At 65.0% G+C, this 14,318-nt stretch carries 9 protein-coding genes; 6 read left to right on the top strand and 3 right to left on the bottom strand.

Annotated features, from left to right (window positions below):
* Window positions 1-32: 32 nt before the first annotated feature.
* Together CEY08_RS00125 and argA are read right to left on the bottom strand one after the other, a co-directional pair.
* Complete coding sequence (locus CEY08_RS00125) at window positions 33-305, bottom strand: oxidative damage protection protein (RefSeq protein ID WP_042792733.1); 273 nt, start codon at window positions 303-305, stop codon at window positions 33-35.
* Window positions 306-401: 96 nt separating this feature from the next.
* Window positions 402-1,760: an amino-acid N-acetyltransferase gene (gene argA, locus CEY08_RS00120; RefSeq protein WP_063641593.1), complete on the bottom strand. Its 1,359-nt coding sequence runs from the start codon at window positions 1,758-1,760 to the stop codon at window positions 402-404.
* A gap of 215 nt (window positions 1,761-1,975) precedes the next feature.
* On the opposite strand from argA, the gene hrpA reads away from it, so the two are divergent.
* Entirely contained in the window at window positions 1,976-5,905 is a 3,930-nt protein-coding gene (gene hrpA, locus CEY08_RS00115; RefSeq protein WP_063962021.1) for an ATP-dependent RNA helicase HrpA, read from the top strand.
* Between the two features lie 57 nt (window positions 5,906-5,962).
* Here the strand turns inward: hrpA and lpxO are convergent, their stop codons facing one another.
* A complete protein-coding gene (lpxO, locus tag CEY08_RS00110) occupies window positions 5,963-6,862 on the bottom strand; it encodes a lipid A hydroxylase LpxO (RefSeq protein ID WP_042792734.1) in 900 nt (299 codons plus the stop codon).
* Between the two features lie 140 nt (window positions 6,863-7,002).
* Between lpxO and dnaE the strand changes: the two genes are divergently transcribed.
* The 5 genes from dnaE to CEY08_RS00085 are packed head-to-tail and all read left to right on the top strand — an operon-like array spanning window position 7,003 to window position 14,312.
* Window positions 7,003-10,497: a DNA polymerase III subunit alpha gene (gene dnaE, locus CEY08_RS00105; protein WP_063641591.1), complete on the top strand. Its 3,495-nt coding sequence runs from the start codon at window positions 7,003-7,005 to the stop codon at window positions 10,495-10,497.
* Complete coding sequence (locus CEY08_RS00100; protein ID WP_042792735.1) at window positions 10,497-11,597, top strand: glycosyltransferase family 4 protein; 1,101 nt, start codon at window positions 10,497-10,499, stop codon at window positions 11,595-11,597. Before dnaE ends, CEY08_RS00100 begins: the two co-directional genes overlap by 1 nt.
* Entirely contained in the window at window positions 11,594-12,442 is an 849-nt protein-coding gene (locus tag CEY08_RS00095) for a polysaccharide deacetylase family protein (RefSeq protein ID WP_076812258.1), read from the top strand. The genes CEY08_RS00100 and CEY08_RS00095 overlap by 4 nt, the downstream gene beginning before the upstream one ends.
* Complete coding sequence (locus CEY08_RS00090) at window positions 12,439-13,191, top strand: glycosyltransferase family 2 protein (protein ID WP_076812262.1); 753 nt, start codon at window positions 12,439-12,441, stop codon at window positions 13,189-13,191. Before CEY08_RS00095 ends, CEY08_RS00090 begins: the two co-directional genes overlap by 4 nt.
* Window positions 13,188-14,312 carry a glycosyltransferase family 4 protein gene (locus CEY08_RS00085; RefSeq protein WP_042792739.1) on the top strand — a complete coding sequence of 375 codons (1,125 nt, stop codon included), beginning with the start codon at window positions 13,188-13,190 and terminating at the stop codon, window positions 14,310-14,312. The genes CEY08_RS00090 and CEY08_RS00085 overlap by 4 nt, the downstream gene beginning before the upstream one ends.
* The last annotated feature ends 6 nt before the right edge of the window (window positions 14,313-14,318 follow it).

Below are 14,318 nucleotides of genomic sequence, written 5' to 3'. Positions count from 1 at the left end.
CGGCTCCAGCCAGGACGAGAACCGCAGCGGGTTCAGGCCGAGGGCGGGACGTAGCCCTGTGCTTCGACGGTGCCGTCTTCGAACAGGAAGCGCTCCATCTGTTGTTGCAGGTACTTGCGGGCGCGCGCGTCCGCCAGATTCAGGCGGTTTTCGTTGACGAGGCGGGTCTGGATCCCTTTCCATTCTTCCCAAGCTTCCTTGGAAATACTCTGCCAGATCTTGGTGCCGAGTTCGCCGGGGTAAGGCGGAAAATCCAGCCCTTCGGCTTCACGCTTCAATTTCACACAGTTGACGATACGGGCCATGGTTCGCTGCCGGAAGAAATGAGTAATTCCGCATTTTAACGGGCTTGGCGCGTTGGCGGCGCCAAGCCCCTGCGGACTCTGCGGGTAGCCCCCGTGTTACAGCTTCTTGATAAAGACGAGGCTGTTACGCGAACGGTTGTAGTTGTTCTGCTTTTCGCGGGGCAGGTCGGCGATGCCGCCCTGTACGAAACCGCGCTTCATGAACCAGTGCGAGGTGCGCGTGGTCAGCACGAACAAGCGCTTGGCGCCAACGGCGCGCGCGCGCGATTCCATGTGGCGCAGCAGGATCTCGCCTTCGCCGGAGCCCTGCCATTCCGGATGCACGATCAGGCAGGCCATTTCGGCCATCTGCTCTTCGGGGAAGTTGTGCAGGGCCGCGCAGCCGTAGATGACGCCATCGTGTTCCAGCACGGTGAAGTTTTCCACGTCGCGCTCGACCACGCTGCGCGGGCGCGGCACCAGGGTGCCGTCCGCTTCCAGGGGTTCGATCAGGCTGAGGATGGCGCCCACGTCGTCGATCGTGGCGGCACGCAGGTCATCCAGCGTGTCTTCCACCACCATGGTGCCCACGCCGTCGTGGGTGAAGATTTCCAGGAGCACACTGCCGTCCAGGGCGAACGGCAACAGGTGGGCGCGTGCCACGCCGCGCTTGACCGCCAGCGAGGCGTATTGCAGGAACGAGTGGGTTTCCTCGTCGAGTTCGCCGCCGGCCAGCAGCGCGTCGGCGTCCACGCGGGCCAGTTCGGTGTCCAGCGTGCCGTCGTCATTCAGCACGCCCTGGGAATTGGACAGGAAAATGAGTTTCTCGGCGCGTAGCGCCACGGCGACGCTGGTGGCAAGGTCTTCCATGGCCAGGTTGAAGGCATCGCCGGTGGGCGAGAAGCCCAGGGGCGACAGCAGCACCACGGAAGAGCCCTTTTCGATGGCGAACTTCAGCGCCTCGACGTCGATCTTGCGCACCTGGCCGGTGTGCTTGTAGTCCACGCCGTCCAGCACGCCCGTGGGGCGGGCAGTGACGAAGTTGCCGGAAATCACGCGGATATGGGCGTGGGACATCGGCGTGTTGGGCAGCCCCTGGCTGAAGGCGGCTTCGATGTCCAGACGGATCTCGCCGGCGGCTTCCTTGGCGCATTCCAGGGCGGCGGCGTCCGTGGGCGACAGGCCACGGTCGAATTGCTGGGTAAAGCCCTTCAGGCGCAGCTGTTCATTGACCTGCGGACGGGAGCCGTGCACCAGCACCAGGCGGATGCCCAGCGAGGACAGCAGCGACAGATCCTGCACCAGCGCGTTCAGCGCGCCAGCCTGCACTAGTTCACCGCCAAATGCCACCACGAATGTCTTGCCTCGGAACGCATGCACATAGGGCGCCACTTCTCGGAACCATCGGACGAACTGGGCGGGTGCGAATTCTGGGGCTTCGAGGGCGGAGACGGTGTCTGGTTCCAGGTCGGGCATGATGGGTGGAAGGATTCCTGAGAGTCGGTAAAAGCGCGGCGAGGGCCGCGCCGTAGCGCCGCCAGGCGACGGCGTGGCGAAATTATATGACCGTCGCCCGCCGCGGCAGGAGGAAAAGAGTGCCAATTTGGTGCCGGATTTTCCGGTTTGCGCTCGCCGCGCCAGCAGGAGGCCCGTGGAAATTTATAATGCCGGGCTAACCGGACAAATCGTACATGCCTGAATCTTCCCGCCCGCGTGCGCCCAAGGCCGCGGACCCGGCGGCTCCGGCGGCAGCCGCGGATGCGCAGAATGCGCGCCGCGCGCCGCGTCCCGAGCGGCCCATACCCGTGGTGACCTATCCCGAAGACCTGCCCGTCAGTGCGCGGCGCCAGGAGATCGCGCGCGCGATCGCCGGCCACCAGGTGGTGATCGTCAGCGGGGAAACCGGCTCGGGCAAGACCACCCAGCTGCCCAAGATCTGCCTGGAACTTGGGCGCGGCCGCCAGAAGATGATCGGCCACACCCAGCCGCGCCGCCTGGCCGCGACCTCGGTGGCCAAGCGCATCGCCGAAGAGCTGAACACACCCATGGGCGAGGTGGTGGGCTACCAGGTGCGCTTTAACGACCGCACCGGCCCCAACGCGTCCATCAAGCTGATGACCGACGGCATCCTGCTGGCCGAGTCGCAGCGCGACCCGCTCTTGCGCCGCTACGACACCATCATCATCGACGAGGCGCACGAGCGCAGCCTGAACATCGATTTCCTGCTGGGCTACCTGAAGCAGCTGCTGCCGCGCCGCCCGGACCTGAAGATCATCATCACCTCGGCCACGATCGACGCCGAGCGCTTTGCCCGGCACTTCGGCGTCTCCGAGGACCGGCCGGCGCCTGTCATCGAAGTGTCCGGCCGCCTGTATCCGGTCGAAGTCCGCTACCGCCCCGTACGCGAAGAACTGGACGAAGACGAAGCCGCGCCGGCCAAGTCCGGCCGCGACCGCGAACGCATGTCGGGGGACGAAGAGCGCGACCTGATCGATGCCATCGTGGACGCCGTGGACGAATGCGCGCGTCATGGACCGGGCGACGTACTGGTGTTCCTGCCTGGCGAGCGCGAGATCCGCGAATCCGCCGAGGCGCTGCGCAAACGCCATCCCGCCGGCACCGAGGTGCTGCCGCTGTACGCGCGCCTGTCGCAGGCCGAACAGGAGCAGATTTTCCATCCACGTACCAACGCCCGGCGCATCGTGCTGGCCACCAACGTGGCGGAAACATCGCTGACCGTGCCCGGCATCCGCTTCGTGGTCGATAGCGGCCTGGCTCGTATCAAGCGCTATTCCTGGCGCAACAAGGTCGAGCAGCTGCGCATCGAGCCTATCAGCCGGGCCTCTGCCAACCAGCGCGCCGGCCGTTGCGGCCGGGTCGGCCCGGGCGTCTGCATCCGCCTCTACGACGAACTGGATTTCAACAACCGGGCGCCGTTCACGGATCCGGAAGTGCTGCGCTCGTCCCTGGCTTCGGTCATCCTGCGGATGAAGTCGCTCAAGCTCGACGACATCGAGCAGTTCCCCTTCGTCGAAGCCCCTCCGGGCCGCGCGGTGGCCGACGGCTATCACCTGCTGCAGGAGCTGGGCGCGATCGAGCTGGCGTCGGCTTCGGACGACGACGCCGATGCTTCCCGCACGGGCTCGTCCTTTGTCTTGACGCGCACGGGCCACGAATTGGCCAAGCTGCCGGTGGACCCGCGCATCGGCCGCATGATCCTGGCGGCGCGCGAACACCAGTGTCTGGCGGAAATGCTGATCATCGCGTCGGCCCTGTCGGTGCAGGACGCGCGCGATCGCCCCATGCAGGAGCGCGAGGCCGCCGAGGCGGCCCATGCCAAGTTTGCCGACGACAAGTCCGAATTCATTTCCTTCCTGAAATTGTGGCGTTGGTACGGCGAACAGGTGCAGCACAAGGCCTCGCAGCGCAAGCTGGTGGCCTTGCTGCGCCAGAATTTCCTGTCGCCGATCCGGCTGCGCGAATGGCACGACGTGCATACTCAGCTGGCGGCGCTGGTGGGCGAACAGGGCTGGCGCCTCAACCAGACCGAGGCCACCTACGAACAGTTGCACATGGCGCTGCTGTCGGGCCTGCTGGGCAATATCGGCTTCAAGAGCGACGAGGGCGGCCACTACCAGGGCGCGCGCGAAATTCGCTTCCACATTCATCCGGGCTCGCGCCTGGTGAAGAAGGCGGGGCGCTGGATCGTCGCGGCCGAACTGGTCGAGACCACGCGGCTTTATGCGCGCTGCGTGGCGCGGATCGACCCTGTATGGCTGGAAAAGGTGGGCGCGCATCTGATTCGCAAGAACTGGTCCGACCCCCGTTGGGAAAAGAAGGCCGGCCAGGTCGTGGCCAACGAGCGGGCCACGCTCTACGGCCTGACCATCTACACCGGCAGACGCATCCATTACGGACGGGTCAATCCCACGCACGCGCGTGAATTGTTCATACGCCAGGCCCTGGTGCCCGGCGAGATCGACACGCGGCTGGCTTTCGTGGCGCACAACCGCAAGTTGATCGCCGGCATCGAAAAGCTGGAACACCAGACCCGGCGTCCCGACATCCTGGTCGACGACGAGCTGATCTACGCCTTCTACGACCGCCAACTGCCGGCCGACATCTCGCAGACGGCCACGCTGGAGAAGTGGGTATCCGGGCTGGACAAGGCCACGGCCGCCAAGCTCATGCTGACGCGTGACGAACTGATGCGGCATGAAGCCGCGGGCGTCACGACCGATGTCTTCCCCAAGAAGGTGGAATGGCAGGGCGTGTCGATGGCGCTGGACTACCATTTCGAGCCCGGTTCGCCGCGTGACGGCGTGACTCTGTCGGTGCCCTTGTTCGCGCTCAACCAGATCGACCCGGCGCGCTGTGAATGGCTGGTGCCCGGCATGCTCAAGGAAAAGGTGCACTTGCTCCTGAAGTCGCTGCCGCAGAAGCTGCGTCGCCATTGCGTGCCGCTGCCGGACTACGCCGCGGGCTTCTACGACCGCTGGTTCGAGCGCCTGGCCGATCCGCAGCAGGGGCTGGTGGACGCGATCATCGCCGATATGTGGGACCAGGTGCAGGTGCGGCCAGCGCCGGGCGATTTCAAGCTGGAGACCCTGCCGGCCCACCTATTCATGAATTTCCGCGTGGTGGACGAGCATGGCCGCATGCTGGCGGCCGGGCGCAACCTGGCGCAGCTGCGCGCCGAATTCGGCAAGCAGGCGCAGGCCACGTTCCAGCAACTGGCGGCCAGCGACACCCAGGTCGCCCAGGCGCTGGCGCACGAGAACCTGACTTCCTGGTCTTTCGGGCCTTTGCCGGAAATCATGGAAATCAAGCGGCGCGGACAGTCGGTGATCGGTTATCCCGCGCTGGTGGACCGGGGCGCGCATTGCGACCTGGACGTGTTCGATGATCCGGACGAAGCGCGCAAGCACCATCGCGCCGGCCTGCTCAGGCTGTTCCGCCTGGGCTTGCGCGAGCAGGTCAAGTTCCTGGAAAAGAACCTGGCCGACCTGACCAAGATCAGCATGCTCTACATGACGCTGGGCACGCAGGAAGAACTACGCGACCAGATCATCGATTGCGCGCTGGGACAGGCCTGCCTGGCCGACCCCTGGCCAGTCAACGAGCAGCAGTTCGAGGCCCGGCGGGCCGAAGGCAAGGGCCGGCTGGGCTTGCTGGCGCAGGAAGTGGCGCGCCTGGCGGGCGCGGTGCTGACGGAGTACGCGGCGGTACAACGCAAGCTGCCCCAGGCCAAGCCGCATGCGGCGGCCTACGCGGACTTGCAAGCGCAACTGGGCGCCTTGATGCCTAAGTGGTTCATCCGCGACACGCCCTATGCGCAGCTTTCGCATTTCCCGCGCTATCTGAAGGCGGTACAGGCGCGCATCGACAAGCTACGCGCGGATCCCGCGCGGGATGCGAAGCTGGTGGCCGAAATGGCGCCGTTGCTGACCCAGTACCAGCGCGCGCGCTCGGCATTGAAGGGGGCGCCGGATCCGCGTTTGGATGAATTCCGCTGGTTGCTCGAGGAGCTGCGGGTGGCGCTGTTCGCGCAGGAGTTGCGCACGCCCATGCCGGTTTCGGTCAAGCGCCTGATGAAGAGCTGGGAATCCTTGCAGCGCTAGGGCCCAATGCACTAAAGGCCGCATTGCTTGCGGCCTTTAGTGTTTCACAGAGTTGTTTTACAGAGCCAGGAACCCTGCGATGACCAGGACGATCAGGCCATACTTGGTAGCCTTGTAGACCGTGCGGTTCCAGGCCTTGAAGGCCTTGCGCTTCTGGTCGATGACCCAGTGGGCGTGGGTCAGCTTGTTGATGGCGCCGGTCTGGTCGCCGCCATCGTTGGGCGAGCTGGCAGCCGACATGACGACGCGGCCAAACCACCGGTTGAAGGCTTCGGCCCAGCGCCATTTGAGCGGGCGCTCCACGTCGCAGAACAGGATGATCCGGTTCTGGTCGGTGTGGTTGTAGGCCTCGTGCACGTAGGTTTCGTCAAACACCACGCTTTCGCCGTCGCGCCAACTGTAGTGCTCGCCGTCCACGATGATGTGGCAACCGTCATCGTTCGGGGTGACCAGGCCCAGGTGGTAGCGCAGGGATCCCGCGAACGGGTCACGGTGCGGGTTCAACTGGCCGCCCGGAGGCAGTTCGGCGAACATCGCGGCCTTGACCTTGGGCAAGGTCTTCAGGATGGCGACGGTCTTGGGGCAAAGTTCCTCGGCGGACGGGTGGCGGGCGTCGTACCACTTCAGGTAGAAACGCTTCCAGCCGTACTTGAAGAACGAGTTGAAACCGATGTCGTTATGGGTATCGGCGGCCTTGATACGGCGCAGCTCGGCCATCTGTTCGGCTTCTTCGCGGATCGTTTCCCAGTTGTCGTCCAGCACCTTGAGTTCGGCAATTTCGCTCGTGGTGAGGTAGGGCGTGGTCGGTACCCGCGAGGTCAGCACCATGAAGGCATTGATGGGGGCGAGCAGCACGGAATGGTCCAGCAATTGCCGGCCCAGCGGAAGCTTGACGCGGCCTCGGAAGTGCGCGAACAGGATGGCGCTCAGCCAGATCCCGGGAATTAGCCATTTCATAGGTGAATCTCGTGCGTAAATCTCATGTCAGCAGTGGGCGATGACGTGCAACGTGTATTGTTACACAGGCGCCCGCATAGTCCTTTGCGCAACCGCAGGGGCCTCGGCTTGGACCGCGTTGACTAGGTACAATTCCCCTTATGTCCGAAGAAGCCGTAACAACCCCGTCCCCATTTGTTCACCTGCGCGTACACTCCGAATTTTCGGTCGTGGACGGCATCGTGCGCATCCCCGACCTTATCAAGCGCGTGGCCAAGCTGGGCCAGCCTGCCGTCGCGCTGACGGATCTGTCGAACCTGTTCGGCCTGATCAAGTTCTACAAGGGCGCACGCGGCGCCGGCATCAAGCCCATCGCTGGCTGCGATGTCTGGCTGTCCAACGATGACGACCCTGCCAAGCCTTTCCGCCTGCTGCTGCTGGTGCGCAACCACCAGGGCTATCTCAATCTCTGTGAATTGCTGACCAAGGCCTTCCTGACGAACCAGGGCAGGGGCCGCGCGGAAATCCGCCGCGAATGGTTGCAGGGGCAGGAGGGGCTGATCGCACTGTCGGGCGGACGCGGCGGCGACGTGGGGCAGGCGCTGGACGCGGGCAACGCCGTGTCGGCGCTGGCGCTGGCTCGCCAATGGGCGCACCTGTTCCCGGGCAGCTACTACATCGAATTGCAGCGCGCGGGCATGGACGGCGACGAAGCCTATACCCAGGCCGCCATGCGCCTGGCCAGCGAGGCCGGCCTGCCGGTGGTGGCGACGCATCCGGTGCAGTTTCTGGACGAATTCGAATTCCAGGCGCATGAGGCCCGCGTCTGCATCGCCGAAGGCGAAATCCTGGCCAACCCGCGCCGCGTGCGCCGGTTCAGCAAGGAGCAGTACCTGCTCAGTTCCGAGGAAATGGCGCGGCGCTTCGCCGATGTGCCCTCGGCGCTGGCCAACACTGTGGAAATCGCCAAACGCTGCAACCTCAGCCTGGTGCTGGGCAAGCCGCGCCTGCCCAACTTCCCCACGCCGGACGGCGTGAGCCTGGACGACTATCTGGTCCAGCTATCGGAAGAGGGGCTGGAAAAGCGCATGGCGTTCCTGTTCCCCGACGAGGCCGAACGCGAGTCCAAGCGCGAACAGTACTACGAACGCCTGCGCTGGGAATGCAAGACCATCATCCAGATGGGCTTCCCGGGCTACTTCCTGATCGTGCAGGACTTCATCAACTGGGGCAAGAACAACGGCGTGCCGGTGGGACCGGGACGGGGTTCCGGCGCCGGCTCGCTGGTGGCCTATGCCCTGGGCATTACCGACCTGGATCCGATCCGCTACGACTTGCTGTTCGAGCGCTTCCTGAATCCCGAGCGGGTCTCCATGCCCGACTTCGATATCGATTTCTGCCAGGACAACCGCGAACGGGTCATTGACTACGTCAAGGAAAAATACGGCCGAGCCGCCGTGAGCCAGATCGCCACTTTCGGCACGCTGGGCGCCAAGGCCGTGGTCCGAGACGCTGGCCGCGTGCTGGACATGCCCTATATGTTCTGCGACGGCCTGTCCAAGCTGATCCCGTTCAATCCGATGGATCCCTGGTCCCTTGAACGGACCCTGAAGGAGGAGCCCGCCTTCAAGGACCGCTACGAGCAGGAAGAGGAAGTGCGCGCGCTGGTGGACCTGGCGAAGCCGCTGGAAGGCCTGACCCGCAACATCGGCATGCACGCTGGCGGCGTGCTGATCGCCCCGGGCAAGCTGACCGACTTCTGCCCGCTGTATTGCCAGCCTGGCCAGGAGAACAGCGCAGTCTCGCAGTTCGACAAGGACGACGTCGAAGCCGCCGGCCTCGTGAAGTTCGACTTCCTCGGCCTGCGCAACCTGACTATCCTGGATTGGGCCGTGCGCTACGTGCGCCAGTTCAACGAGGACAAACGCGACTTCGACGTCATGGCCCTGGCGCTGGACGATCCGGCTGCCTACAAGATCCTGTGCGACGCCAACACGACGGCGGTGTTCCAGCTGGAATCGCGCGGCATGAAGGAGCTGCTGAAGAAGCTGCGGCCCAACACCTTCGAAGACATCATCGCCATGTTGGCCCTGTATCGACCGGGGCCGCTGGAATCGGGCATGGTGGACGACTTCGTCAACCGCAAGCACGGCCGTGCCGCGGTGGACTACTTCCACGACGACCTGGAGAACACCCTCAAGAGCACTTACGGGGTCATCGTCTACCAGGAACAGGTGATGCTGATCTCGCAGATCATCGGCGGCTATTCACTGGGCGGCGCCGACCTGCTGCGGCGCGCCATGGGCAAGAAAAAGCCCGAAGAAATGGCCAAGCACCGCGAGTTGTTCGAGAAAGGCGCCAAGGAAAAGGGCCACGATCCGGACCTGGCCGTCAAACTGTTCGACCTGATGGAGAAGTTCGCGGGCTACGGCTTCAACAAGTCGCACTCGGCCGCGTATGCGCTGATCTCCTACCAGACCGCCTGGCTCAAGGCCTACCATCCCACGGAATTCCTGGCCGCGACCATGTCCTCGGACATGGACGACACCGACAAGGTCCAGATCTTCTGCCGCGATGCCCAGGACAACGGCGTCGAGGTGCTGCCGCCGGACGTGAACTTCTCGGGCTACCGCTTCGAGCCGGTCGCCGACAAGCACACCAAGAATGGCAAGCCGCCGCGCACCATGCGGTATGGCCTGGGCGCGGTCAAGGGCACGGGGCAGGGCGCGGTCGAGGAAATCCTGCGCGCGCGCAAGGAAGGCGGCCCCTTCCAGAATCTGTTCGACTTCTGCCGCCGCGTCAACAAGCACGCGGTCAACCGCCGCACCATCGAAGCCCTGATCAAGGCCGGCGCCTTCGACACCATCGAACCAAACCGCGCGGCGATGCTGGCTTCGGTGCCCACCGCCATGGAAGCCGCCGAACAGGCGGCCCGCAGCGCCAACCAGGCTTCGCTCTTCGGCGACGACAGCGGCGACGTGGTGGCCGGCGAACTGGCCAAGGTCGCGCCCTGGGATCTGCACAAGAAGCTGACCGAAGAAAAGTCCGCGCTGGGCTATTACTACAGCGGCCACCTGTTTGACGCGTGGCGCGACGAAGTGCGCCGCATCGTGCCGATGCAGTTGGTGCGCGTGGAACCGCAACGCGACCTGCAATGGATGTGCGGCGTGCTGGCCAGCGTGCGCGTCATGATGACCCGCCGCGGCAAGATGGTCTTCGCCGTGCTGGACGACGGCACTGCGCAGGTGGAAATCTCGGTCTTCAACGAGCTCTACGAAAAGCACCGCAACCGCCTGCGCGAGGACCAACTCGTCATCGTCCAGGGCAAGGTCAGCAACGACGACTACTCGGGCGGCATGCGCATCGTGGCCGAGCAGCTCTACGACCTGCAGCTGGCGCGCGAAGCCCGCGCCAAGTCCCTGCGCGTCAAGCTCAATGGCAGCGCCGACGCGGCGCGCCTGCGGCAGATGCTGAATCCCTTCCGGGCCGAGCCCGAGAACGGCATTCCCGGCGTGCCGGTCGATATCGTCTATACCAAGAATAATTTCCTGTGCACGGTCCGTCTGGGCGAGGAGTGGCGCGTTCGCATGGCCGACACGCTGCTCGCCAACCTGAATGAATGGACCAAGCCGGATGGCGTGGAGGTCACTTATTGATGCCTAACCTGCGTATCGTTCACTCGGAAGCCGCTACCAGTTTCGGCGGCCAGGAAGGCCGGATCTTCAAGGAGATGACCGCCATGCGCGCGCGCGGCCATCACATGGAGGCGATCTGCCAGCCCAAGGCGCAGTTGGCCGAACGTCTGTCGGATGCTGGCTTTCCCGTGCACACCCTGGAAATGGATGGCGCGGTGAATTACCTGAAAGGCATTGCGACCATCCGCGGCATCCTGCGCGAAGGCCGCTTCGACGTGCTCAATACCCACAGCCGGCGCGACACGGTCATCGCGGCTGCCGCCGGCCGGCTGGCAGGAACGCCGCTTATCGTGCGGACGCGCCACTTGTCCAACAAAGTGGGATCGCTGTGGTCCTACACCTGTCTGCCGCACAGGGTCACGACGGTCAGTGACCATGTGCGCCAACACCTCATCGACCGCGGCGTTCCCGCCAGCAAGGTCGCGACCGTCTACTCGCCCATCGTGCTGCCACCGCCCGTGGAACGCTCCACGCTGCGCGAGGAACTGGGCCTGGCCGATGACGACATCGTCGTGGGCTGCGTGGCCGTCATGCGCGCGACCAAAGGGCACAAGGACCTGATCGACGCGGTTGCGCCCCTGATGGCCAGTCGCCCCAAACTGCATCTGGTATTTGTCGGCGGCGGTTCGCCGGTGTTCGAACAGACGCAGGCCTATGTGGCCGAACTGGGGTTGCAGGACCGCATCCATCTGATGGGTATGCGGCGCGACGTGCCCAACCTGTTGGCGGGCTTCGACCTCTTCGCCCTGGCGACGCAGCAGGAAGCGTCCGGTACCGTCTACGTGGAGGCGCAGGCCAGCGGCCTGCCGGTCATCGGCACGGACGTGGGCGGCGTGTCCGAAATGTTCCGCGACGGCGAAACCGGCATCCTGGTCCCGCCCAAGGATCCCGAGGCGCTGAGCGCCGCCCTGGTGCGCTTGATCGACGACGCCGGCTTGCGGCAGCGCATGGGCGAAGCGGGCCGCAAAATGGTCTGGGATGAAGGCGTGTTCTCGCCCGCCCGCCTGGCGGAAACCACCGAAGCCGTCTATGCCAAGTGGCTGGCGGAGCGCGCGGGATGAATGCGCCCAACGTCCCGGTGCTGATGTATCACCACGTCACGCCGGCGGGCGGCATGATCGCGGCCACGCCCGACGTGTTCGAGGCGCAGATTTCGCGCCTCGCCCGCGCCGGTTACCAGTCTTTGTCCGCTGGGGAGTTCGCGGCCTATCTGGCCGGTGGCGCGGTGCCCGAGCGTTCGGTGCTGATCACGTTCGACGACGGCTACCTGAACAATTGGGTGCATGCGCATCCGGTGCTGGCGCGCCATGGCATGCGCGCGGTGTTGTTCACCATCACCGGCTGGATTGGCGACGGGCCGGTGCGACCGCATGCGGGCCAGGGCGGCGCCTTGCCGGCCACCCCCGACCACGACGCTTGCAAGCGGCTGGTGGCGGAGGGCCGGGCCGACGAGGCCATGCTGCGCTGGAGCGAGATCGAAGCCATGCAGGCGGCGGGCACCTTCGAATTCCATTCCCACACGCATACGCATACCCGCTGGGACAAGGTTTGCGGCGCCGATGTCGACGCCAAGCGCGCCCATATCGCCCAGGAATTGCAGGAGTCGCGCGACACCCTGACCCGCCGCCTCGGAGCCGCCAGCGACCACCTCTGCTGGCCGCAAGGGTACTTCGATGCGGACTACGTCGCCGCGGCGCGCGAGGCCGGGTTCCGGCACTTGTACACTACCGACCCTTTTGGCCAGAACACCCCCGGCGCCGATCCCGAACATATTTATCGTTTCGCGGTGCGCAACCAGGCGGGCTCCTGGCTGAACCGGCGCATCTGGCTGTCGCGCGATCCCTTCTGGGGGCCGCGCTTTCATGCCTGGAAGGCCTGGAAAAAGCGTCTCAGGAATCGCGGATGAAGCTATCTGTCATCATCATTACCAAGAACGAGGCGGCCAACATCGCCGCCTGCCTCAAGTCCGTGGCGTTCGCCGACGAATTCATCGTCGTGGACTCGGGCAGCACCGACGGCACGGTTGAAGTTGCCCGCGCCTTGGGTGCGCGGGTGGAAGTCACTGCGGACTGGCCCGGTTTCGGTCCCCAGAAGAACCGCGCGCTGGATCTCGCCACGGGCGATTGGGTCCTGTCCATCGACGCTGACGAACGCGTCACCCCGGAACTGGCCCGGGAAATCCAGGAAGTGCTGCGCGCGCCGCAGTCGGACACGTACGAAATCGCGCGCCTGTCCAATTTCTGCGGCCGCGATATCCGTCACAGCGGCTGGTGGCCGGATTACGTGCTGCGCCTGTTCAAGCGCGGCACGGCGCGCTTCTCGGACGCCGCCGTGCACGAACGGGTGGTGCCGGCCAACGGCAAGCCCTTGCAGATGCGTGGCTATTTCCACCACTATCCCTACGACAATCTGGATGCGCTGATCACCAAGGTCAACCGCTATTCGTCCGATGCCGCCGCCATGATGTACGCCAAGGGCCGGCGCACGTCCGTTTTTGGCGCGCTGGGCCACGGCTTCTGGACCTTCGTGCGCATCTATCTGATCCGGCGCGGATTCCTGGATGGCAAGCACGGCCTGGTGTTGGCCGTTACTGCCGCGGCCGGCAGTTTCTTCCGTTATTCGAAGCTGATGTTCCTGGCCGAGAAGAAGAAGTGAAGATCCTCTACACCAACTTCCACGCCGGCAATGGCGGGGGGCACGTCACCTACATCATCAACCTGGCCAAGGCTTTGTCCAAGGACCACCAGATCACCGTCGCGGCGCCGGCCACCAGCCGCCTGCACCGCTATGCCAAAGCGATTCCGGGCGTGAGGGTGGAGGACATGCAGTACACGACACGGCCGTCGTCCTGGTTCAAGGACCGCGCGCAGCTGCGCCGCCTGATCAAGTCCGGCGGCTTCGACATCATCCACGCCAATGGGTCTGCGGACCATAAGCAGGTCATGCTGGCCACGCTGGGCATGCGCAAGCGGCCGCGCATCGTTTTCACCAAGCACAACGATCATCCGCTGACCAGCTTCGGCCACAAGTTGCGGGTGGCGCTGGCCACCGACCATGCCATCGCGGTCAGCGATTACGTCCACCGCCTGATGCAGCAGTCGCCTTACGGCAAGCGTCCCATCACCACCATCCGCCACGGCATCGACACCAATTTCTTCGCGCCGCCGCCGCCGGAAAGCCTGGACAAGCTGCGCGCCATCTTCTTCGGGCCCGATTGGCAGGGCAAGCTGTTGCTGGGCAGCGCTGGCGGCACCGACTACGACAAGGGCTGGCTGGACCTGGTGGCGGCGGCTGCCGCCTTGCCGCCCGAGGATCGCGCGCGCGTGCTGCTGATGGTGGCCGGCGATCCGCCCAACGAGGCCAAGCTTGCGCGGGTGCGCGAACTGGGCATGACCGACCAAGTCCGGTTTCCCGGCCTGCTCGACGACGTGCGGGCGGCGCTGGCATCCTGCCACGCAGGCTTCGTGCTGTCCTATCGCGAAGCGCTGTCGTTTGCCTGCCGCGAAATCATGGGGCTGGGTCTGCCCGCCCTGGTCAGCGACGCAGGCGGCCTGCCCGAGAACGTGACCGACGGCGTCGACGGCTGGATCGTGCCGGCGCGCGACGTGCCCGCCATTACCGCCAAGCTGCGTTTCATGCTGGACCATCCCGACGCCGTGCGCGCCATGGGGGCCAAGGCCCGGGAGACCAGCCTGCGGGACTTCAATCTGGAACGTTTCGCCGCCGCCACACTGGACGTATACCGACGCACGCTGGGGCAAGACCGGGCTTTATAATCTGTC

Origin of the sequence: Achromobacter insolitus (assembly GCF_002209555.1) — a bacterium.
Classification (GTDB): domain Bacteria; phylum Pseudomonadota; class Gammaproteobacteria; order Burkholderiales; family Burkholderiaceae_B; genus Achromobacter; species Achromobacter insolitus.
The sequence above is the reverse complement of the archived record's forward strand: the minus strand, read 5'-3'. Positions and strand labels throughout refer to the sequence as shown.